Origin of the sequence: Lacticaseibacillus suibinensis (assembly GCF_003946175.1) — a bacterium.
Lineage (GTDB): Bacteria > Bacillota > Bacilli > Lactobacillales > Lactobacillaceae > Lacticaseibacillus > Lacticaseibacillus suibinensis.
Window position 1 is genome coordinate 1 of record NZ_RHOK01000028.1, and the last position, 22666, is coordinate 22666.

The window sequence follows — 22666 nt, forward strand, 5'->3', positions numbered from 1 at the left end:
GATTCTACGATCAAAAAGTTCAGCGTTGCCTCAACGGATGCTGGCAAGACCATCAATCTGACTGCCACTAACGAACGGGTTCCGGAAACGATTCATACCACGGCTACCTCAGAAGATGGTACTCACATTCAGGAACCACACAAGCAAGCAATCATCACCGATCGCGTGCAGTACGAAAACGCCGTGATCGGCAAGAAGTACACCGTAACTGGTGTGCTGATGGATAAGAACACGCGTGAAGCGCTGCTTGACGACAATGGTAACAAGGTCACCAAGTCCGTTTCGTTCACGGCCAAGACTACTAGCGGGTACATCGACGTGCCATTCACGTTTGATGCTCACTTGCTGGCAGGGAAGACTGTTGTGGCTTTTGAAACACTGTCACGTGACGGCCGCGAGGTTGCGGTGCACAATGACATCGAAGACGAAGGTCAAACGATTACCTTCACCACGCCTAAGATTGGGACGACTGCTACTGACGTCGAGGGCTCTCATGACGTCCTGCCAGATGCTGATCTCACGATCAACGACGTGGTGGCTTACCATGATTTGATTGTTGGCAAGACCTATACCATTAAGGGCCAACTGATTGATAAGGCCACAGGTAAGGTTGTTCTTGACGCTAAGGGCAACCCAATTACTGCTGAAAAGACGTTCGTCTTACACCGTTGATGCTTCTAAGGCAATGGGCAAAGAATTTGTTGTTTTCGAAGATCTCTACCGTGACAACAATCTGATTGTTAGCCACGCTGACATCAACGACGAAGGCCAGACCGTCAAAGTGGTTACCCCAAAGGTTCACACGACGGCTACTTCCGACGAAGGCGACAAGCAGGTGATGCCTGAGGAAAACGTCACCATCAAAGATGCCGTTGCGTACAGCAACCTGGCTGTCGGCAAGCACTACTCCGTAACCGGCTATCTGCACTATACGGATGGCTCTTTTGTCCTTGATGCTAAGGGCAACAAAATCTCTAAAACAGTTTCCTTTACCGCCGAGAAGACCGAGGGTACCATCGACGTGACCTTCACGGTTGATGGCCGCCTGCTGGCGGGCAAGGACGTGGTTGTGTTTGAAAACCTCTACCACAACAACAATCTGATTGCCTTCCACGAAGACGTGAACGATAAGAATCAGACCGTTCACTTCCCGAAGATTGAGTTGCACACTACGGCAACGGATTCTGAAGGGTCCAAGGAAGTTGTTCCAGAAGAAAAGGTAATCGTTAAGGATGCTGTGGCTTACCACAATCTGATTGTTGGCAAGACCTACACCGTCAAGGGCTACCTGCACTACACCGACGGATCGTTCGTTAAGAACGCCGACGGCTCCAAAGTTTCCAAGACCGTGACCTTCAAAGCCGAAAAGGCCGATGGCACGATCGACGTTGAATTTGTCGTTGACGGCCGTGCCTTGGCTGGCAAGGATGTTGTGGTCTTTGAATACCTCTATCACAACAACAAGTTGATTGCTGCTCACGAAGACATTAACGACAAAGGCCAAACCGTTCACTTCCCGAAGATTGAACTGCACACCACGGCGACCTCCGACGGCAAGAAGACGGCCACCGCTGCTAAGAACATGACGATCAACGACGTTATTGAATTTAATGACCTCGTGATTGGCAAGATCTACACCGTCAAGGGCTACCTGATGGACAAGGCCACTGGCAAGCCGGTCCTGATCAACGGCAAGAAAGTTACTGCTGAAAAGACCTTTAAGGCAACTGCTAAGGAGATGAAGGTGACCATGACCTTCACGTTCGATGGCAGCTCCCTTGGCGGCCACGACGTGGTTGCTTTTGAAGACCTCTACCACGATGGCAAGCTGATTGCGAGCCACGCTGACATCAACGACGCGGGCCAAACGGTTCACATCGCGCCAGCACCAAAGCTGACTCAGACTGACGACTCCCTGAATGGCGCTCTGTTGGCCCTGGGCGTTGTTGCTCTGATTGGCGCTGCTGGTGTGGCCTTCTACTTGCTGCGTAAGCGGGCTTAGCCTATGCGACGTAAGCGTTGGCCACTAACTGTTGCATTAATCTTGCTGATCCTTAGCGGCGTGGCGTTGATCGTTTGGCAGCCGGCCCAAGAGGCCAGCAAGGGCCAACGCGCACGGAGTTATGGTCAGCAACTAATCAAGTCACTCAAGAAGGGCAAACAAGCGCCCCATACGCGGGCAAGACGGGCCGATACGGCCGTTTCAATCCCGTCAGTAGGAATTGACCTAGCTATCTACAAAACGGAGGCTGGGCTCACTTACGGGGCACTTGCGGAACTTGCCCGAGTTAAAGCAAACACAAACCCCGGCGACAACAACTATGTCCTTGCAGGTCATAGCTCTTATGTCCCTGGGGTTTTGTTCGCCAATCTTTTCCAACTGACAACCAGCCAGGGCTACGTGCGTAATGCGACCGCGCCCTACCGGCCGTCAGACTATAAAGGCGGCACCGGCACCGGCGGCCTAATCTACGTGTATACGCTAGAAGGCAAGTACACCTATGAAGCCGACCGGGCATATACGGTTGAAGGCAGCGATGCTTCGATCCTTAGTGATCCAGCTGCCGGTGCCGCCAAACAGATTCATCTGTTTACATGTCCGCGAGTTGGGTACAAACATCCAGCGTTTCGATATGTAGTCCAAGGGCACCTAGTCAAGGTGAAGCCTACAAAACTTGGCCTCCAAAAGCACCTCGACACGTCTCTAACGGCTTCTGATCCAACCGCGTATCGCGTGGGTACGTTGACTAGCGATTAAGTACCACCACCGCCACCGGGTTAGCGTCAGCGCCTGCTGATGCACCAGGGTTCGACTCCCTGGGGCGGTCTTAGGCAGGTACCGTAAGGTCTGCCTAGTACTAATCAATTCAGTGTTTGTGTTTTTCATCTGGAATGGATTACAAAGTCCAATTATAGCGGCAATAGTTGTTGTTGTTTGTGCTGGATCAGCGGTTGCCGCTTGGGGCGAATCCTCTGACGCATGATAATTTAATCGGCATTCATGGTCACGCACTAACAAGTAATAGCAAACGGTCAAAAGATTAGAAGTCACTCGCATTGCGCGTAAGAGTTGAGTATGATGGTTAAGACAAGGAAAAGCCGGACGGTGGCTAGCTTCAATCGAGAGATGGGAGTGATGCCTATGGTTCTTTTGGGTTGTTGCTCTGAAAGGAGCACGCATGAGCGTTTTCGAAGCGTTGTCGCTGATGATCGCCTTTGGCGGTTTAATCGTGGCAATCATGAAAAACGACGCAAAAAAATAACCGTCCACGCCTGGCAGCCAGCGACGGTTATGATTCGTTGTAATCTGAACGGCTAGTCACCGGAGCAATCCGGCCTTGCCTTGCCGGTGGCGCTTGGCGTCATCGGCATTTCGTTCGCCCTAAGTATATCACGACCAGAGATTGCTGACAAAGCACCCACTTTCAACTAGCAAATTGCGCTGTGAGTGGTAGTCTGGAGTACGGAATCTTGTTGATTTTGCCACCAGCTGTGTGATCATTGTCATCACGGTAAGCTAAGGTTCGACTCCTTAGGATGACATTGGTAGGTAGCTGCCCCGCTACCTGTCATGCTCCAACGATTTCCTCATTTTATATACGCAAGTGCCCCTACTTCTCCCCCAAGCGAACAAAGTAGGAGCGCGTTACTGCCACCGGCTTACCCCTGCCTGGAGTATGGCCAGGGTTCAACTCCCTGGGGCAGTATAAGCTACTGATAGGCTGATAAAGAATCACCAATAGTATAAAATGTCGTATATGAACAACGAAAGTAGGGTGAGACAGTGAGATTGCAAGATAAGACGGTCAGGGTCTTTGCACGACTTGACCCCAAGACCAAAGCGGACGCCGAGGAAGCACTGGCAGATATGGGTTTTACCGTGACTAGCGCCATCACAGTCTTTCTGCGTCAAGTTGCACGGGACAAAAAGTTCCCATTTACGCCTGATACCGGCTACCTGGCTGAGATTGGTTTAGACAACAAAGGCAGGAAGAAGAAGCAGCAGAAGAAGTAAGACTACCAAGGCCCTCAATCGAGGGCCTTTGCTGTACCCGGAAAACTAAGGTTCGACTCCTTAGTACAGCTTAGGCAAAGTTCATAGATTTTCTTGGCCCCTTCTGCCCGAAGGGGCTTTTTGCTGTCACCGGTGTTTCAGTTCAGGGTTCGACTCCCTGGGGCAGCGTCGGTCCAATGGACCGCAGTCTTTTGATGGAAAGGAGGTGGAACGCACATGGAGAAAGGAGTGTATGTTGATGAACGTTTTTTGGCGCGTGAGATTGGTACCAGCGGTAAGGACAGAGAGGGGAACGAAATTCTGTTTGTACGCGTGAAGAAGAGTTTCTTCAGCGCGAACCCGGAGGCGGAGAAGCTGATGGTACCAGGTGTTCTGCTCGCGATTGGTCACGTAGTCCCGCAAATTACACGACCGGCTGGATCCTACCAAAAGCTGGGTTACCTGGCGGCACTTGAGGTACACCGCATCAGTAAAGCGCCAGATGGGGACTGGCTGATTGAAGGATACCGGGATACGCACTATCGGAGGGAGTTTGTGTGATGGCAAAGGTTTTGAAGTTAGACTCAAGCACCGCATCGGTTGTTGATTGCGGTGCTAACTGGATCAGAGTAACGATTTATAACTCAGGCTTCGGGCAACATATCGAAGCGGGTTATCGTGCCGTTTTAAAGACCGGCTGGTGGGCTGATCCTGAACTGATGGAGCTTGGAGAAATCCAAGAAACCCGTCCAGTAAGCCGCCGTAAGGTCGAATTGTTGATCGTGAATTAGAAAGGAGCGGAATAATGGCAAATCGCGCAGAACAGAACCAAAACAAGCGCCTTGCTAGTGCCATTTTGGCAGCAAAAGGCGTCAAGATGGATGACTGGCTTAATGAAAAGTACCAAGAAATTATCACTGAGAATACAAATTTGTTAATCAAGTCTATGGCCGCCCAGGCCAAGCAACCAGTCCAAGAAGCAAAACAGGAGGATCGCTACGATGGATAGAATTATTCAAGCATTGCAGTTTATTTCGGCCGCAGTCGGCACGATTGCTGGTTCATACGCAGTTGTGAAGCTAGGTCTTTACGGGATTGCCTACATGACCAAGAACCGGCAAAAGGTTGAGGAAGCCAAGGACGGCTTAACTAACGTTGCTATTGGCCTATTTTTTGCCATCTCAGCCGGTGCCATTGTGGCCTGGTTGAAAACAATTTAACACACTGAGGGGGTGAGTAGCGATGTATGTGTTGTTGAAACGCAGCCGCTTTGCCTGGCCTTTCTTTTCTAAGTTCTCCAAAGTGCGCCGTTACTCACTGCACGAGGCGGAGAAAACTATCCGGGAAACGAACCATGCTTGCCTGGATAATCACAAAAAGCTGGTCGTTGAGATCAGCATTCATAATGAGTCGGATGACGAGCTACTTTTTCGTGACGTCATTGAGCTTGGCACCGGTGAAGCCTATCTTGGAAACTTGTTGGCACTTGTTCAGCACACCTTCAGGGAGGTGCTGGATAACGTGTCGTCTGAGGATGCTCAGCGGTTCATCGTTTCACTGCAAAGTGCCCTGGTCGCCGAAGCGGCCCCTGTCCTACTGACCGACAAAGAGTCAACCGAGGCCGCAACGGATGAAGCACCTGGGCAGGATCAAAGTTCCAGCTCCGAACCCAATCCGAGTGCTTCGCATGATGCGCAAGAGCCACCCGATCCACAACCCGAACCTTCTACTGTCCGCCCTCAACCCGCTCCAACGCGCGAGAGTATGCAAAATAGGCGCACAGTAGAGAAAAAACGCCAGCCGACCAGACAAGCGCCAGACCTGGGGGCATTGTTCAGCAAGTACAAACGTGCCCTTATCGTGTTTGGCGCGGCTGTGCTACTTGTTGTTGGGGCGGTTGGTTCGTATCGTTTCTTTTTCTCGCCAAAGGCAGCCCCACAGCCAAGCTATCAAACGCTAGTCCGCAATGAGAAATATCTTCAGGCGGGCCAGGCATATCCAGAGAAACGTGCTGCAATCGAAGCAGTTTTGGTCACTGATGGCACCACCTCAGACCTAGCTAAGTTTCAGAGCAAATATCCAAGCGCTAACGGTAAGTTTGACTTGGCCTATGCAAGAAAGAAATATCAGGCCGTGATTAGTGCCAGTCAAAAGGCAACCATGAGCCGTGTTCGTAAATCGAAATTGGCAGTGGCTTACCTCAAAACAAAGCAGTTTGAACAGGCCGAGATTGTGAACCGGGACCTGAACGACCAGGATCTGCAAAGCCTGATCGCGATTGGCTACATCCAGACCGGCCAGTTTGACCAGGCTAAACGACTCAACGCGGAACTGAAAAACAAGACGATTGATCAGGCGATTCAAACCGGTGAAACCTATCAAAAGGCGGTGGCCCATTTTCAGGCTATCGCAAAGGACACAAGTAAAAGCGCTGCTGAGCGGGCACAAGCCAAAGCCAGTGCAGCATCGTTTCAGCATCAACTAGAAACGTTAGGAGAGTGAAAGTAATGGCACAAGAACCAGAACAACAAGAAAAGAAGTCCAGCCGCAAAATCCTTGCGGCTGTTTTAATCTCTGCTGCTGTACTTGGCGGCGGCGGTTACGGCATTTATTCCGCCGTGACAGGCCCTTCACAGCAGTCAGCCAAGACCACGAAAACGACCACCAAGAAGAAGCACAACTCGGTTAAATCGGTCATTGAAGACGCAGCTAAGGGCGACGCGGCAGATAGCAATGATGGCAGCGTTAAGTCGATTGTACAAAGCGCCTTTCCGACGCTGGCAGCAAGCGATGAAACCGGCGTAGCTGGTGTATTGCTGGATAACGGTGTGCAGAAGCTGGCCGACGCCCTTAACTCTGATCAGACCAAAGGGCTTGTGGCGCTGGCAACGGATGCCACCAAGCCAACACCAGAACCGATTGAGCCAGCAACACCGGAGGTGCTTCCTGGTGGAGACAGCGGTACGTCCGGCAATCAGCCTGGAACACTTCCTGGTGATGGCGGTCAAACCGGCGGTGGCACTGATGGTGGCAATTCAGATTCTGGTGAAACCACACCTGACCAGGCACCATCCATCAGTGCGCCTGCGACGATGACGGTGCACAAGGGGCAGGAGACAGTCAACTTCCGGCTTGGCGTTACGGCTAGCGACCCAGAAGATGGCGATTTGACTAATGCGATTGGCTATACAACCACGCTTGATAAGAACACGCCAGGCACGTATAGCGTTACTTACTCGGTAACAGACAGTGCGGGCCACACCGTCTCGGTCACGCGTGAAATCACAGTGATCAACGACAAGCCTTCTATTGTGTTCCTAAACGATAATCCAGTTGAGGTTGGCACGACCTTTGATGCCTTGAAAGATGTTAGCGCTGATGACTATCAAGACGGCGATTTGACAGGCAAGGTCACCGCTGATGGTAAGGTTGATACGACGACTCCTGGTCAGTATGAACTGACCTACTCTGTAACAGACAGCGACGGGCAGACGGTCACCAAGCAACGCACAGTCACGGTATACGCTGACAAGCCAACCATTGACACTACCGACCAGAACACGAGCGTAGCAATCAACACTAACTTTGATGCCCTTCAGGACGTCAAAGCAACCAGCAAGTATGGCGAAGCTGATCTCAAGGTTGAAGGCAGTGTTGATACCAGCAAGCCAGGCGAAAATCAGTTGACCTACACAGCAACAGACAAAATCGGCCAGACAACGACGAAGACCGTGACCATCAACGTTACCGCCGAAAAGCCAAGCTTGGATGTTTCTGGCGTGGCTACATCGCTTAAAGTAGGCGATCAGTTCGATGCAATGGCTAGTGTGACGGCAACAAGCCCTTACGGCGAAGCTAAGGTCACGGTAGATGGCAGCGTTGATACTAGTACCCCAGGCGAATACAAACTGACCTACACTGCTACCGACAAGTTTGGCCAGACTACTACCAAAGACGTCACAGTGACGGTTGTTGCGGATGAAAGTGCTGCACCAGCACAGGAGGGATAAGCATGACAAAGATGATGAATGACATGACCGTGATGGGTCGTGTAATGCCGGAAACAAAGACTAATCAAAGCAATGAGCGGACATACGTGAATGGGTTCTTATTGAATGAACGGAGCTATGACACCGGCCGGGGTGAAGTCAACAAGGTACCTTTCACCTTGTCAGGTGAAGCGGCTGATCGGTTCTTGAAAGAGGCCGAGCCTGGTGCCGTGATCGTCGTCAATGGCTACTTCCAAAGCAGTGAGTTCAAGCGCGATGACGGCAGCCAAGCCATCTCCTATCGTTTGCGGGGCTACGACTTCTACCGGGTCTATCAACCTGGCGAGGTTGGTAAGCCGCTGCAACAGGCCATTCAGCCTGAATTTGAGCAGCACCCTGATGCCCCAAAGCAGGAACCGGCACCAGAGCAGCAGCAAGCCCCACAACCGCCAGTTCCACCGGTACAGCAAGCGCCTGAACCGCAGTCTAAGCAGCCAGCCCAGTCACCTTATCAAGGCTGGTAAAGGAGGTACCTTATGGATAACGATTTCATCATGTTGGTTTCAGTAGAGGGCCAGAAAGTCGTTGGTGAGGAGGTTGCAACCGGCGACAGGCTGGTCGTTAAAGTCACCCCAGAGCGCGCAGAAGTCTTGAAGGACATCATGACGGAAGCGGGGACGGAAGAAGACACTCAGTACGATGAAGACGGGCCGGAGGGACAAGATGCCGTTGAACCCGAAAGCCCTGCTTATCTAACGCGGGAGGGATTTTTGACGGAGGTGATTAGCTAATGCCTGCAAAAAAGAGTTACACCCGCAAGACGAAAGAGCAGATCCAGGCTGAGGTTAAGAAGGTTGTCGAAGATGCTTTGCCAAAGATCCGTCTACAATCAACGACTCCTGAAGAACGCAAGGCTTTTCTGGACTTCATGGCTACCGGCTACCGGTATTCAACACGCAACATGGCGCTTATTCAATCCCAGTACCAGGGCGCGCACCTGGTAGGGTCTTTTCAATTTTGGAAAGATAAAGGCTTTTCGGTACAAAAAGGTGAACACGCCATCAAAATTATGGTGCCTCACGAGTTCAAAATCTATCGAGATCCGGCAACTGACAAGTATCTGACCTACGATAAGCTCACCCCAACGTTAAAGGCGCAATTAAAGACTGATCCTAATTCGGTCAAAACACTGAAAAGTCAATACTTTAACCTGGGTAACGTGTTTGACGTTCTTCAAACCAACGCAAAGCCTGAAGATTATCCTCAGCTATACCCGAACAAGCCGTTTGACTTTGATAACCCTGACCCGGAGGGAACTAAAAAAGCTATTTCCTTGATCAAAGGGATTGCCGAAAAAGAGGGCGTGGCTGTGACTAGTCCTGAGACGACTGGTTTTCCTACGTTTCAACTTGGCGCGGCCAAAGGTGCGGCAATCAGCACAGAGGGAAGCCCTAAGGAAATCGTGATGAAGAAAGGCCTGTCTGACACTGAGTATGCGGCAACGCTCATTCATGAATTAGCTCACGTCAAGATGCACAATACCAAGCACGCATCCGCATCGAAGTTTTGGAATATGAATGATCCAGAATCAAGCAAGTATAGGGACATTAAGGAGTTTCAGGCGGAGATGACCAGCTATGTTGTTAGCAAGTCCTTGGGCATTGATACCACTGAGGAGTCAATGCCGTATATCGCAGGTTGGACGAAGAACCTTGAAGCAGTAGAGGGTACTGAAGAACAGCAGCAGGCCGCCATTCTAGGCGACGTGCAGCGGGTTTCAAAGAACATGATCGAAACGATACAAGACGGTCTTGCCCCGGAACAGGAGAAAAAAACCACCAAGCGAGCCAGTAAAGAAGCAGAGTTAGCTCGCGGTTAGGAGTTGAGGAAATGAAGGCAGTCAAAACAGTGGTGGCACTATCTAACGAGGCGTTCCAGCAGCGCTTGAATGATAGCGTTCTTGACCTGGAAAGTGCAGGAATGCCCGTTCTTGGCATCCAGGCCAATCAAGGCCTTTGGATCAAACAAGGGACAATCTTCTTTGAGGATAATCTATCTGAGGAACAACGCCAGTTGAAGTATGAAATGACGCACAGCAGGTTGTTGACCTGGTTTAATCTGGTAGTTGATTTGCTGCTGCTCAGTGGCGCTGGCTGGCTATTGCTGAAGTTGTGGAACCGGCCACAGGTTCACGTAGCCGTTTTGATAGTGGTTGGATTGTTGGCTGCCGGAATTACCTTACTTGAGCTGCTTAACGCGGCGCTGGGTTTCTCAGTGCGAGAATTGGGAGTATTTACCCTGGCTATTGCCTTAGTGTATAAGGCGCTGGCTGGTTATCTATTGACTAATCTCTCACCCGTTTTCGCGCTGCCGCTGGCAATCCTGCTAGTTTCAGTTTTTGCGATTGGAGGAAAGCCAGCATTCAGCAAGTTAGAGATTTGGTTGCAGCACGTCGCGGTCGATCGAGGAGGTGACACGACGAAATGAATATTGACTATAAACAATGGAAAAGCCTTTTGTCGCGGCGTGATGTGATCGCCGGAACAGGGGCCTTTCTTTTATTGATTGCCTGGTGTTTTGGATGCCTGGCAAGCCATTTACTGGAATATCTGTTTACTAGCCTTTCAGCAACGATGAGCAGCTTCAATCAAGGGGGCACCGGTGCCAATTTGCCCGGACTTGGATCCGTGTTTGTCTTTGGACATTGGGTTTGGCCCTCTACGACGATGCCGTATTTTCTGATTGTTGTTTTGATGCTGGCAATCTGGCTTATTAAAACACCGAAATTGCTGTATCAAATGCGCATCGCTTACCGTGATATTAACCTCGGGTCGATGGGCACAGCAGCCTTTACGCCGCTCAAAGAGTTGGTGCAGCAGAGCGTTGCTGTTCCCTTGGATAATAGTGTGTATGAAGGATATTCTGGTGTGCCTCAAGTTCATATCACGCCGGTGGCAGCAACAGAGCTAGATTTACATGTTACACCGTCCCGCGTGCCAGGTAAGAGCCTGGCTTTTGATGCCGTAGCGGCACGCCGTGAAAAACGGCAGCGGAAGCGCCACAATGGCCCCGTACCGGAACATGGTTATGACTTGATTGATACCAACAAGACCAACGCTGCGGTTGTTGCCGGTACACAATCAGGGAAGACACAGACCTTTACCTACCCGGTTCTTGACCTGATCATGCGAGCCAAAGAACAAGACTCGGTGATTGTCACTGACCTGAAGGGTGATATGGTCAAAAACACCAAGACCGAGTTTGAAAAACGTGGCTATGATGTCCGCGTATTCAACTTGGTCACGCCGGAGTATTCTATTGGCTATAACCCCCTATCATTGATCTGGAGCGCTTATGTAAAGGGCGACTACGATGAAGCACAGCTTTTATGCAATACGCTGAGCTATTCGCTTTTCCATAATCCGAACGCCAAAGATCCAATGTGGGAGGAAGCCTCTATTGCGCTCACCAATGCTTTAATCCTGGCAGTATGCCGGGTATGTAAAGTGAAGAACACTCCTGAACGAGTCACCATGTATACCGTTTCAGTTATGTTGAATGAACTTGGATCAAACCCGGATGAGCATGGCGATACCAAGATGGATAAGTTCTTCAGCAGCTTGGAAGTCAATGACCCCGCTAAGTTGCAGTACGGCACAATCACATTCTCACAAGGGATTACACGCGCAGGGATCTACACTGGCACGATGGCAAAACTCAAGAATTATACTTTCAGCGCTATCGGCAAGCTCACTGCTACCAATGACCTGAACCTGGTCGATATTGCTAACGGTAAGAAGCCAGTCGCTCTGTTTATTGTCTATCCAGACTACGACGACTCCAATTACTCACTCATTTCAACACTGATTAGTCAGATCTCCTACGTTCTATCAAAGACGGCGACACTATCAGCAACCTCAAGCCTTGACCGGCGAGTTAAATTCGTGCTCGAAGAAGTTGCCAACATTCCGACGATTGAAGGACTTAGCCGCTACATGAACGTTGGCTTGCAACGTGGGCTGATTTATTACCTCGTTTTTCAGTCGATTGCACAGCTCAAAGACAAGTATGGTGATCGCGGCGCTGAGGCACTTCTTTCAGCGTGTGGGAATAAGTACGATATTTTGGCCGACGGTAAAGAAGACGCTGAATACTTCTCGCACCTTTTAGGCAAAAAGACCATCATTGCGCCTAACCGCGCTGGCGATCCACTGAGCTTAGACAAGTCATACAGCGAGTCCGAACAGGCCCGCGATTTGATGACGCCAACTGAGCTAAGCCAGCTCAAGGAAGGCGAGTGGGTACTCATTCGTGGCAAACAGCGGCGTGATTTACACGCACGCGAGATTAGCGCAACGCCTATTTATGCCAATCGCAAGGACAATAGTCAAATGCTTTACCAGTATCAGTATCTGGCAAACTTTGATCATCCGCAGACCTTTGAATCGCTCAATGGCGATAAGCAGGCAACACACGCAAACACTAGTCTGCATGATCTTACTATCTCCCAGGAGGAATTTACAAAGACCGCAAAACAGCCGCTAAATCTTGACGAGCTAAAAAAGAATGAACCATCCCGATTTGAGGCACACACCAGCGACAATGTTGTCTCTAAATACCAGAAGGATGACCAGGGTAATGTGACGGTGACCCAGCAGGAAAGCGAATTTGTTAAAGCGGCAAAGAAAGCTGCGGCCGAGCAGAAGGCCGCTGATGATCCGCTCAGTGCTCAGCACGAGAATGATCAACCGCTAGCGCAAGACTTCACGGATATAATCAGCCGCGACACTACGCCGTTTAGCAAGGCCCTGGGCGTAGCTCAGCAGAACTTGGTTCTAAGCACAGTAGAGAAGCTGCTTGATAGTGAAGACAAGGCGGCCTTCTACCGTGGGAACACCGTCGGCAATATGCAAGCGTTTCTGATGCAACACCGCGCGGATCAACCGGAGTTGTATAAGGCGCTGCGAAAGATATTTAACCTAGAACAATTTGAAAAGAAGGAGGAAGCAGATGGGTGATCAACAGGTTATTCAAGTGCTACGAGCGTACAGTGACTACCTTCATGTTTCCAACCTGGTAAGTGATGGCCTAAGATACATCGGGAACTTGATTATCCTAGGACTTGCTTCACTCACGAACGTAGTCAGTGATAGCTTTCGCAGCATGTACAAGCTCCTAAATTTCTGGGAGTACAGTGGGGTTGAGAGCTTCCTGAGAACCTACAACGCTGCAATCTGGGCACTGGCGACGGTTGCCATTGCCTGGGCGGGGCTAATGTTCATACACAACAAACGAGTGGACTACCAAGAGAAGGGCAATAACTTCCTGGTAGCCCTTCTTTTGTTCTTAGGGACTACGTTCTTCATGACGCAAGCAACCAACATGGTCAACGCTGGAATTTCAAGTAAGTCTGTTGACTCACCAGTGGTGGTTTCGCTGTACAAGAGTTACATCACCGACGTTTACTCATTGGATGCAGCAGGGTGGAAGCATTCGGGCACCAAGGCCACGCTGCCAGGCGTCAATAAACAAAACTCCATCAATGATATGGGCGACGTTAAGCTGCTCAACATCAACGAGAAAGTAGACACGGGACACTGGTATGGTGGCTCCCAAGTTAGTTCTGCTGGTAACAGCATTCTGACACATCAACTTTCCAAGAACAGCAACGGCAAGTGGGAATTGCACAACATGACCGGCATGTTCAAGCTCGACGATCATTACTACCGCTATTCCTGGTCGCCCTGGTATCTGTTCTTCAGTATTGCCTGTGTGTTGGCAGTGACACTCATTACCATCTTCAAAGTCGTCAAAATCGAAATGGAGATTGGCTTTATTGGGCTGCTAACACAAGGCATTGCGTTGACAGATATTGACTCTGGGAAGCGTAACCGACAACTGATAACGAAGCTGCGTGACAGCTTTGTGGTTCTCTTTCTACTGGATGTTTTGATCCAGTTTTACTCCTTGTTCCTGGGCTATCTGAACCATGCAGGACTTACACCAGGAACTAAGATCCTCGCGATGATTGGGGCAGCGCTATTCATCATAGACGGGCCAAACATCATCCAAGCTATCTTTGGCATTGACGCTGGGGTGGCTTCAATGGCGCAGTCTATGACCAACGTTATCCTCGGTGCCCGTGGTATTAGCGCGCTTGGACGTGGCGCGGGTCAAGCAGCCAAAGGCGCAGCAAAGACGGCGGGTCACGTTGCTAAAGGCGTTCTTATCGCTGGAGCTGGCGCTGTTGGTGCTGGTGTGGGGCTTTTATCCAAGCCAAAGCTACCGGCAGAGAAAGCACCAACAGCAGCAGGCAACTCCGCCGCTGTTGGAAGCGCTACCAGCGGTGAGGAACCAGAATTGGCTTCTCAGCTTGGCGGAGGTGAAGACGCGCCTGCAATGCCTGTAAGTTCTGGTGGCACTGCTTATTCGGCAGCGACGCCAAGTGGAAAACAATTAGGAGCTATGCCTTTCCATCCACCATTGGCGGCTGGAAAAGGGATTGCGGCTCAGCCTGGATCCACTTCGGCGGCTGCCCTGCACGCCATGAAGGGCGGCACTGGTACTGCTCCCGTGCTGCCTGGTAAGAGCGATGGACTCAAAGCACCAAAGGTCACGGCGGCATCCATGCCAGGGTCAGCAGGTGAACAAGCACGCAGCGCGATGGCAGCGCTCCAGCACGACCAGCCACAGGCTAAATTACAACAAACTTTGGGCCAACGTGCCCAGGCTAAACTCATGGCGTCGCCGACTGTACAAACAATGCACCGGGTATATCGACAAGGTGAAAATAGTGGGGCGCTCATGCGTGAGTCTGCCGACCGTATTACCAGCCATCCAGTAGGCCATGTGTTGGACGACAACCCTAAGATTGCCCCGAACATTAACGGAAAGGAGTAGAGGTGAATGTATCATCAGGTTCAGTTTTCTAAAAAAATCAACATTAAAAATCAGTACAGCAGTCGCCTTTCTATCACGGACTTCTTTGTGATTATCGCGGCTGGTGGGGTGCCCTGGCTGGCATTCTCCCATCTATTTCCGGCCGTGTTGCAACTTCTACCGGCGATTTTGGGTGCTGTCATTGCCTACATTTTAGTTTCGCCATCTGGTATTCCCGAAAAGAAGACATATCAGGTGATTTGGTTAGTGATCAGAAAGCCACGCCGGATTTACCACAGTATCGACAATCCACGGTGGGTGCGGCTGTTTAAGGAGGATGACAGGCATGGCGTTTGATGCGGTATCAGTACGCAAGCAAAAGAGCGAAAAGCAATCTGCGGCGCTTGCGGACAAGAAGACAAAGGTGACTGCTATCTTTCCTGTGACTGGGATCACCGAGAAGGGCTATCTCACTCTGCGGTCTGGCATTGCGGATTACTATGCCGAGGTGTTCAAACCGAAAAAATATGACCTTGATAGGCTGACGCTTGAAGAAGCAGATCAGATTGAGTCTGGCTCCTGGGAGTTTATGCGGCAATATCCAGGGTCGGTCAAAGAAGTATTTCTCAACTTTCCAGAGTCCAACAAAGCTCAGCAGCATTACTTCCGTCACTTGATTGAAACGACTCGTGATCCATTCCGACTTGAGATGCTACAACGGGAACTGCTCAACATGCAGTACCTGGAAAGCCATTATCGTAAGCTCTCAAGTTGGATCTGGGTCTTTGGCGAGTCCGTGTCGGAGCTTGAGCGGCATATCGACGCCGCCATGCAATACAGCAGCATCTACGGGTTTGAACCGACAACCACGGTAGAGAAACAAACCATGCTGCACCTAATGAATAATCCGGGGGTGATTGCTCTTGAAGAAGAATAAGAAACTAGACGACACGTTTGTCTATAACATCCAGCCGCAGGGGGGCATTGATACCCGCAATGAGTATTACACCCGGCTGGGCAATGTTTACCTGGCATGTGTGCATGTCTATGAAATTCCAGATACGTTTACCGATTTTTGGCTGAAGGAAATTACCAGCATCAACGGCGTGACAGTGACCGTTGATTATTTCACCAATCAAAACATTAACTACAAGCGGCGGATTGAAGGCTCGGTTACTGAGCTTGAGGTACAGCGTAACCACGCTAACACCACGACTGAGCGCGATTTGATTGACCAGGAACTAGACCCGCTGCGCGACCTGAGCATCGCTCTTAATAAGCAAGGTGAGGTAATTAAGCAGGTTCATATCCGCGTTTATGTCTACGCCAGCACCCTTGAAGAATTGAATACTAAGGTGAACCGTGTGATTGGCCGCCTTGACAGCAGCGCCTACCAGGGCGCTGTTTTCTTGGATGAGAACGCTGACGAGTATCAATCCATGTTCTTACCAATCACGGCACAGCGGCAGCTTCGCAGCCACCGCGAGGGCTTACCTTTAAGCGGGCAAGTTATGGGCCTGGGCTTTGCCCACAACCAAACAAGCCTGGCTGACCCTTATGGATCATATTTTGGCTATACACCGACTGGTGGCACTGTGTACTGGGATATGTTCCGCGTCACGCAGCAGCGCACGTATTACAACACGTTCCTGAGCGGCGACCTGGGTTCTGGTAAATCCACGTCGATTAAAAAAATGCTCTGGGAGCGAGCTATTCGTGGCGATATGGTACGTGTGTTTGACCGCTCCGGGGAGTTTGCTGATTTGGTTCACCGTTTCCGGGGCACTGTAATTAACCTGGATGGAAGCCAGGGCATGATTAACATGTTCCAGGTCTATCCAACCGCCGTTGATGAAAAGACGGCTGACGTCGACGTGACGGCTTCCTACCGTGCTCACATTGGGAACCTTTCAATCAAGTATCGGCTGGTTGATAGTGATGCTGACGCCCGGACGGCAAGCGTATTTGGGACGTTGTGTGATCAATACTACAAGTCTAACGGCTACCTGGATAAGGACGCAGCTCCTATTACCAGCCTTGCCAGCGAAGACTACCCCACGCTGAGCGACATTGTGGCCTACATTGAGGAGCGTCGACGCGAAGAACCAGATGACCAGATGGCGAAGTATTACAACACCATTCTATTGACGCTCCGCCGCTTGGCAACAATGTATGGGCAGCTCTTTGATGGGCATTCCTCCTTACCGCCACTTCAGGATGTTCAGTTGGTGTCCTATCAACTAGATACGATTGATCAGATGGAGGAAGGCATCCAGGATCTAGCCATCTACAACGCGATCATGGACTCATATAACAACTGTATGGCGGTTGGCCGTCGCGAGAAGAAGGCTTACGATCACCGCGAGAAATCACTGGATGATGTGCAACACTGGCTCATCATCGTTGATGAATGCCACACGATTTTGAATACTGACAAGGCATTTGCGGCCGACTTCTTCGTTAAGTTGATGTCTGAAGATCGTAAGATGTTTGGTGCTATCGTTCTGGCGACGCAGCGGCTTGAGCGGATGTTTCCAAATGGTAGTAACGTTTCGGATCGTGATATGGTCAAGGCCGTCAATTCACTCAATCAAATCTATTCGCTGTGTCAATATAAGGTGCTGCTGAAGCACGATATTTCTACCATCCAAACCGCAAAGAACCCTGGCATTTTGCGCCGCTTGTTTGGTGGCATTATGACCGAACAAGACTTCGCAACTATTCCAAACTTTGATAAAGGCGAATGCTATTTGCTCACGGGGCCTAGCAAGTTGCACATGCAGTTCCAAGTTACTGATGATGAATTGAGGGTCTTCGCGGGGGGTGCTTGATATGGAGCAAGCCACGGCTATGAGGCGAGTCTGGATCGGGTGGAGCAGGCGTAAATGGCTTGTTCCACTCGTTCTAGCCGCCTCCGTGCTGTTCCTAGGGCTTACGCTAATGCTTGGTGTTCTCACCTCTGTTGATGCGTACCTGGGGCAAGAAGAAAGCAATGTTTCTGCTGACGCTGGTTCCGGTGGGCTACTCACTAATATGGTCTTCAACGCAGCCGTCTTTCACGCTGCCTGGGTCAAAAACTACGGGCGTGGGGTTCTTGCTGATAAGGAACAGTACACCATTGCGGCCGCACAAAAGGCTGGCGTTAATCCGGCTATCTTTGCTGCTATCATGGCAAACGAGTCTGGGTGGGGCACGAGTCATGCTGTGCGATATGACAACAATCCAAGCGGGCAGATGCGTGGCAGTCACGTCATGCACTTTAGCAGTCTTGAAAAGGGAATTGACGTTACCGCCGAAACGCTGCACAACCTTGTTGTGGTGCGTGGGTTAAGCACGTTACCTGCTTTGCAAACAGCATACGCTCCAATAGGTGCCGATAACGACCCCACAAATATGAACTCAGGTTGGATAGAAAACGTCATTTCTATTGCCAAGATGTTTATGACCAATGAAGACGCAAAGTCATTGTTTGATGGTAAAGGTGGCAACGCTAACGTCAGTATTATGGGCGAAAAAATGAGCTATTTCGATCAGGCTTATGCTGCTGCCAAAGCGCAACTTGGCAAGCCTTACATCTTTGGTGCGAATGTTTCCGGCGCGAATCCTCCTGGGTTTGATTGCAGCGGCCTAACCCAATGGGCGATGCGCAAGGCCGGGATTTCACTACCAAGAACGGCTCAGCAGCAGTATGATGCCACCAAGCGGATTAGCAAGAGTGAGGTTAAAGCAGGCGATCTAATCTTCTTCCAGGGCACGTATGCTGGACCACGCATAACGCATGTGGCGATTGTGCTTTCTGGTACACAGATGATCAATGCCGCAGGTAAAGACGTCAACATCGCCACCTACACGTCATCTTATTGGCAGTCACACTTCGCTGGTTTTGGCAGAATAAAGTAACGGAGGATGTAAATATGGTAAGTAAGAAAGTATTGGCAGGCATTACGGCCTGGGCCGTTCTCGCTACGGGTGCGGCGGGCGTTGGTTGGTATCAAGCCAGCCAGTCAAAACCGGTTCCACAAACTAGCGTAGTGGTTAAGAAACAAGCAAAAGGAACAACAAACAGCAGCAACTCCGGTGTAGACACAGCTACTAATCTAGCCAATCAAGCCGACGCAAAAGAGTTCACGGCGCTAAAAGAAAATGACGCCAAACTCTCGAAACGTGCCAAAGAGTTTGTCACCTTAAACACGCAATACTATGACAATGCGCAAAAGAAACACGATGATATTGAGTCGATTGCGACAAAGAAGATTGCGGATGATCTCGTTGTCGTTCCAACAGGTGGCATGGCCGCAGACAACTACAAATGGAGCACAACATGGTACACAAAGGATGTTCAAATCCAGCCCGCTAATGGCGCAAATCGACAAGTAACCGTGCGTGTTGTCTTTGATCTTAGTGGTGCTGGCAACACCAACCCACAGAAGCAAGACATCATCTACCGACTTAACTTCAAGGATAATCAGATCACCGAATGGAGTGAATACGTGTACGCACAAATGGAACCTGGCGTACCTCTGAACCAACAATAGAAGGGAGGCAATGCTTTGAGTGCCTTTAGTTCATCAATCACAATGCGATCCAAAAACCGGGCAGAAAAAAAGTTCATTTACCTCCTGGTTGGGATCATTACCGTTGTCGCCGCTGCATTCGCAGTGGCCTTTTTATTTCCAAAAAACAGCACAGTAGATGGCGTCAAAATGGATCAGTCTTTCATGCAAGGGGACAACCAATTTACCTTTGCAGGTGCATCAAGATATGCAAACAAGACCACCTATCAGTTGAATTTCTACGTTAAGGATAATCAGATTAATCCGCTGGAACCTATTGCCGCTAACGTGCGCACCAGAAGCTCAGGCAATGGTCAAGCGTTGCCTTCAAAGCTCGTACAGGTGAGTGAAGACTTCTACACTTTGATTGTTAAACATGTGCCCGAAAAGCAGGCTGCATTGTTCGTCAGCATCGGCACTAAGAAGCAACTCAATGGTGGTATTTCAATGTCATCATCACAGCCAATTAGCATCACCAAAGCAACAAACTATCACGCAGCCGCGACACCAAATGACAACGAACTTGAACGCGAATACTTCAAATACATGGCTCATTTCTACGGCAAACGCATCACTGCTTACCGTCAAAAAGTGAAGACGGCAGACAAGAACATTGTCACTCTGAAGACCACTTTGAAGAAGCAAGAAAGGTCACTTAACGTACAAACTGGATCACAAAAGACGGCAACAAAACAGAAAATTGCGGACACAAAAAGCTCTTTGAAGACACAACAAGCGGCACGCAAAAATGCCAAAGCATCAATCAAAACAGCTACCGTTGCCCGGCAGAAATACCAAAAACAACTAAAATAGCCTGAAAATATGCCGTGGGTTTTTCATGGCATATCGTGGGCGTTGCAGAAAACGAGTGGGCTAAATTGCTCATATCGTGGGTTTAGAACCGTGCGGCCCGTGGGCGTAAAGACCTTGAACGTGGGTTTTAGGGCCTAATTCTGCTATCACTATAAATCAACCCGCACTGCGGGTTCTATCACAATGTGATAGCAGATTTCCCTTATGCTCTTTCAAAGGGTTGTGGCTATTCGCCCCACCCGAGCCTTTGAACCGCCCCGCCGCAAGCGGCAGTAGAAAAAATGGGCTAGTTTTTTGAGAGGAGGCCGAACTATGGCAACGACAATTATACGAAACATTAGCAGTGCAGATCTGGCGTTGATTGATGACGCCGCTGCTGAAAAAGGCGTATCGCGAGAACAGTTTCTGCGGCAGCTCATTCATTCATCTGCATCGAAATATTTTGTAGACGATGACAAAGAAAATATGGCCGAAACGTTACACAAGGCCGAAGAAATTATGTCGAAGGCGACAAAAGCGATTAACAGCTTTGTCGCAGTTCTTGGATCTAAGTAGGTGAAATTATGACAAAGGTACGCAAACACATCATGCTCGAAGATACCTCAAAAAATGGAATTTCTTGGGAGTGGCTGACGGAATACATGGCCGAGAATGATGTTTCAACTTTCGGCGACGGTCTGCAACACCTGTTCGCAGAATATCAGTCCCTAAAGCAACAGACTTCCGACCGTAAGAACCTGGCAAAAGCAATCGCAAAGGAGATAAAACCTCAGCTTGATCCAATCCGTATTCGCACGGGGTACGTTGACAAAAACGTGCGGGTGCTACTCAACCTTGTGAACTCCTATATCATCATCAACGGCATGGAAGACTCGCTCCCAGTTACTGACGTTGTAGCTGAGTCCGTGCAAAAGACTCAGCAACAAGTAGCAGATCAGATTCACGCTTACCAGGTTGCGCGTAAAGATAAACTGACTAGATTTACACCGGGTGATCGCGATGAGTAAGACACCGGGGATTGTCACGGTAATGAAGTTTGTTTCCCCTGGCGACAAGAAGTTTTCTGGGTACGTAAATTACATGGATCGCCCGGAAGCAATGAGGAGTGAACACTTTAAGGACTGGAATGTGAATAGGTTTGATGGCTATAACCATTACATGGAAAATCCCGAAAAGAGTGACGGACTGTTCACCGCTGCAAAAGACAGTTTGACACAAGAAGAAAGGACTGAACTGAAACGACAGTTTGCCCTGGCTCAGAACAATGGGTCCTTGATGTGGCAAACAGTCGTTAGTTTTGACAACCGATTTCTGGCGGATCATGGTATTTACGATCTTCGCACTAAGCAGCTTGACCAGGAAAAACTTCAACAGTCAATTCGCAACGGCATGAGCGGTCTTCTGATTAACGAGGGGCTTTCTAACACGGCAATCTGGTCAGCATCTATCCATCTCAATACGGACAACATCCACGTTCATATCGCCTTTGTTGAACCAGAGCCTACTCGCCGCATGTTCTCACTTAGTGATCCAGATGGCGGTTCCCATGAGGAAGCTAGGGGAATGCTCAAGCCAGCGACAATCTCTGCATTTAAGTCTTCCATTGCTAACAAGCTGATCAATCGTGATCAATCCCTTGCTAGGCTTTCCAGTCTGATCAGAAACGAGTTGCCGCAGCACGATTATGATTGGAGCAAGCTGCCAGACTTTGACTTGCTTCAACTATACAAGGACATTTATAAGGCGCTTCCTGATGATAAGCGTATGTGGAAGTACAACATGAATGCGCTGCATGATGTTCGCCCGCTGCTTGATGCTTTTAGCTCAAAATATATGCAGCGGTATCACCGTGATGAGCTGCAAGAATTTGACCAGGCACTGAAGGCTGAAACCGACTTTCGCGAGGCGCTTTATGGCAGCGGACAGGATGGCAAGGAAGTAGGCCGCTCCAAAGACTATGAGCACAATAAATACAATGAGCTGTATGCCAGGATGGGTAATTCCATCTTAGGTGAGATGAGAAAAGCCGACGACGCACTTTATAGAAAGGAACATCCAAACGGATACTCGTACCATAAAGCCCAGGGAAAACAGCCCACTCACGGTATCATGAACGCGTTGTCTTCAATTCGCCGGGCGCTATCTGGTGACGTCAAAGCACACATGAGAGCACAGCGGGATTATGAACGACTGCAGGATGAAAAAGAGGCTGACCATGATCGTCAACAGGCCCCTGGTTATGATCAGTGGCGATAGTCGCAGCTAACACGCTGCGGCTTTTTTTTGTACGACGAATTGTCAACTCAAGTGCAACTTTTTGCCCATGAAGACTTCCGATGGTGTCTTCCAGCCTAAGACCTTGCGTGGTCGGTTATTCAGTTGTGCAATATAGGCATCGATTTCCGCATCCGTTTGGAGGTCTAGGTCTGTGTTCTTGG

General features: G+C 49.8%; 26 protein-coding genes and 1 pseudogene. 26 read left to right on the forward strand and 1 reads right to left on the reverse strand.

Annotated features, from left to right (window positions below; genetic code table 11):
* The 26 genes from EKM90_RS13155 to mobP2 form a co-directional block, all read left to right on the forward strand.
* On the forward strand, nucleotides 1–672 hold a 672-nt coding region (locus tag EKM90_RS13155; RefSeq protein ID WP_164507969.1), incomplete at its 5' end, for a VaFE repeat-containing surface-anchored protein.
* 13 nt (nucleotides 673–685) lie between these two features.
* Nucleotides 686–2002 carry a VaFE repeat-containing surface-anchored protein gene (locus EKM90_RS11305; RefSeq protein WP_125582717.1) on the forward strand — a complete coding sequence of 439 codons (1317 nt, stop codon included), beginning with the start codon at nucleotides 686–688 and terminating at the stop codon, nucleotides 2000–2002.
* Between the two features lie 3 nt (nucleotides 2003–2005).
* Nucleotides 2006–2758: a sortase domain-containing protein gene (locus EKM90_RS11310; RefSeq protein ID WP_125582719.1), complete on the forward strand. Its 753-nt coding sequence runs from the start codon at nucleotides 2006–2008 to the stop codon at nucleotides 2756–2758.
* A 421-nt stretch (nucleotides 2759–3179) separates the two neighbouring features.
* Nucleotides 3180–3263 carry a putative holin-like toxin gene (locus tag EKM90_RS13075; RefSeq protein WP_225422853.1) on the forward strand — a complete coding sequence of 28 codons (84 nt, stop codon included), beginning with the start codon at nucleotides 3180–3182 and terminating at the stop codon, nucleotides 3261–3263.
* Nucleotides 3264–3790: 527 nt separating this feature from the next.
* Complete coding sequence (locus tag EKM90_RS11315) at nucleotides 3791–4015, forward strand: type II toxin-antitoxin system RelB/DinJ family antitoxin (RefSeq protein ID WP_164507970.1); 225 nt, start codon at nucleotides 3791–3793, stop codon at nucleotides 4013–4015.
* Nucleotides 4016–4231: 216 nt separating this feature from the next.
* Nucleotides 4232–4555 carry a hypothetical protein gene (locus EKM90_RS11320; RefSeq protein ID WP_125582723.1) on the forward strand — a complete coding sequence of 108 codons (324 nt, stop codon included), beginning with the start codon at nucleotides 4232–4234 and terminating at the stop codon, nucleotides 4553–4555.
* Nucleotides 4555–4785 carry a hypothetical protein gene (locus EKM90_RS11325; protein WP_125582725.1) on the forward strand — a complete coding sequence of 77 codons (231 nt, stop codon included), beginning with the start codon at nucleotides 4555–4557 and terminating at the stop codon, nucleotides 4783–4785. Before EKM90_RS11320 ends, EKM90_RS11325 begins: the two co-directional genes overlap by 1 nt.
* A gap of 14 nt (nucleotides 4786–4799) precedes the next feature.
* Nucleotides 4800–5003, forward strand: coding sequence for a hypothetical protein (locus tag EKM90_RS11330; RefSeq protein ID WP_125582727.1), 204 nt, complete (start codon nucleotides 4800–4802; stop codon nucleotides 5001–5003).
* Nucleotides 4996–5214, forward strand: a complete 219-nt coding sequence (locus EKM90_RS11335; protein ID WP_125582729.1) for a hypothetical protein — start codon at nucleotides 4996–4998, stop codon at nucleotides 5212–5214. The genes EKM90_RS11330 and EKM90_RS11335 overlap by 8 nt, the downstream gene beginning before the upstream one ends.
* Before the next feature lie 22 nt (nucleotides 5215–5236).
* Complete coding sequence (locus tag EKM90_RS11340) at nucleotides 5237–6496, forward strand: hypothetical protein (RefSeq protein ID WP_125582731.1); 1260 nt, start codon at nucleotides 5237–5239, stop codon at nucleotides 6494–6496.
* A 5-nt stretch (nucleotides 6497–6501) separates the two neighbouring features.
* On the forward strand, nucleotides 6502–8004 hold the full coding sequence (locus tag EKM90_RS11345) for a DUF5011 domain-containing protein (RefSeq protein WP_125582733.1): 1503 nt from the start codon (nucleotides 6502–6504) through the stop codon (nucleotides 8002–8004).
* A gap of 2 nt (nucleotides 8005–8006) precedes the next feature.
* A complete protein-coding gene (locus EKM90_RS11350; RefSeq protein WP_125582735.1) occupies nucleotides 8007–8507 on the forward strand; it encodes a single-stranded DNA-binding protein in 501 nt (166 codons plus the stop codon).
* Between the two features lie 12 nt (nucleotides 8508–8519).
* Entirely contained in the window at nucleotides 8520–8774 is a 255-nt protein-coding gene (locus EKM90_RS11355; RefSeq protein ID WP_125582737.1) for a hypothetical protein, read from the forward strand.
* Nucleotides 8774–9862 (forward strand): ArdC-like ssDNA-binding domain-containing protein, encoded by a 1089-nt coding sequence (locus tag EKM90_RS11360; protein ID WP_125582739.1) that lies wholly within the window; start codon nucleotides 8774–8776, stop codon nucleotides 9860–9862. The genes EKM90_RS11355 and EKM90_RS11360 overlap by 1 nt, the downstream gene beginning before the upstream one ends.
* Nucleotides 9863–9873: 11 nt before the next feature.
* The gene (locus tag EKM90_RS11365) at nucleotides 9874–10470 is read left to right on the forward strand and encodes a hypothetical protein (protein ID WP_125582741.1); all 597 of its coding nucleotides are present in this window, start codon (nucleotides 9874–9876) and stop codon (nucleotides 10468–10470) included.
* On the forward strand, nucleotides 10467–13001 hold the full coding sequence (locus tag EKM90_RS11370; protein ID WP_125582743.1) for a VirD4-like conjugal transfer protein, CD1115 family: 2535 nt from the start codon (nucleotides 10467–10469) through the stop codon (nucleotides 12999–13001). The genes EKM90_RS11365 and EKM90_RS11370 overlap by 4 nt, the downstream gene beginning before the upstream one ends.
* Nucleotides 12994–14883, forward strand: a complete 1890-nt coding sequence (locus EKM90_RS11375; RefSeq protein ID WP_125582745.1) for a pLS20_p028 family conjugation system transmembrane protein — start codon at nucleotides 12994–12996, stop codon at nucleotides 14881–14883. The genes EKM90_RS11370 and EKM90_RS11375 overlap by 8 nt, the downstream gene beginning before the upstream one ends.
* Before the next feature lie 6 nt (nucleotides 14884–14889).
* Entirely contained in the window at nucleotides 14890–15219 is a 330-nt protein-coding gene (locus EKM90_RS11380; protein WP_125582747.1) for a DUF5592 family protein, read from the forward strand.
* Nucleotides 15209–15799 carry a hypothetical protein gene (locus EKM90_RS11385; RefSeq protein WP_225422851.1) on the forward strand — a complete coding sequence of 197 codons (591 nt, stop codon included), beginning with the start codon at nucleotides 15209–15211 and terminating at the stop codon, nucleotides 15797–15799. Before EKM90_RS11380 ends, EKM90_RS11385 begins: the two co-directional genes overlap by 11 nt.
* Nucleotides 15786–17693, forward strand: a complete 1908-nt coding sequence (locus tag EKM90_RS11390; protein ID WP_125582751.1) for a VirB4 family type IV secretion system protein — start codon at nucleotides 15786–15788, stop codon at nucleotides 17691–17693. Before EKM90_RS11385 ends, EKM90_RS11390 begins: the two co-directional genes overlap by 14 nt.
* 109 nt (nucleotides 17694–17802) lie before the next feature.
* Entirely contained in the window at nucleotides 17803–18762 is a 960-nt protein-coding gene (locus EKM90_RS13220) for a C40 family peptidase (protein ID WP_318530986.1), read from the forward strand.
* A gap of 14 nt (nucleotides 18763–18776) precedes the next feature.
* On the forward strand, nucleotides 18777–19397 hold the full coding sequence (locus EKM90_RS11400) for a hypothetical protein (protein ID WP_125582753.1): 621 nt from the start codon (nucleotides 18777–18779) through the stop codon (nucleotides 19395–19397).
* Between the two features lie 15 nt (nucleotides 19398–19412).
* On the forward strand, nucleotides 19413–20228 hold the full coding sequence (locus tag EKM90_RS11405) for an ABC transporter ATP-binding protein (protein WP_125582755.1): 816 nt from the start codon (nucleotides 19413–19415) through the stop codon (nucleotides 20226–20228).
* A gap of 312 nt (nucleotides 20229–20540) precedes the next feature.
* Nucleotides 20541–20783 carry a hypothetical protein gene (locus EKM90_RS11410; RefSeq protein ID WP_125582757.1) on the forward strand — a complete coding sequence of 81 codons (243 nt, stop codon included), beginning with the start codon at nucleotides 20541–20543 and terminating at the stop codon, nucleotides 20781–20783.
* An 8-nt stretch (nucleotides 20784–20791) separates the two neighbouring features.
* On the forward strand, nucleotides 20792–21235 hold the full coding sequence (locus EKM90_RS11415) for a hypothetical protein (protein WP_125582759.1): 444 nt from the start codon (nucleotides 20792–20794) through the stop codon (nucleotides 21233–21235).
* Nucleotides 21228–22484, forward strand: coding sequence for a MobP2 family relaxase (gene mobP2 / locus EKM90_RS11420; RefSeq protein WP_125582761.1), 1257 nt, complete (start codon nucleotides 21228–21230; stop codon nucleotides 22482–22484). The genes EKM90_RS11415 and mobP2 overlap by 8 nt, the downstream gene beginning before the upstream one ends.
* Before the next feature lie 42 nt (nucleotides 22485–22526).
* Here mobP2 and EKM90_RS11425 read toward each other — a convergent pair.
* Nucleotides 22527–22666: pseudogene (locus EKM90_RS11425) on the reverse strand (IS30 family transposase); the annotation flags it as partial.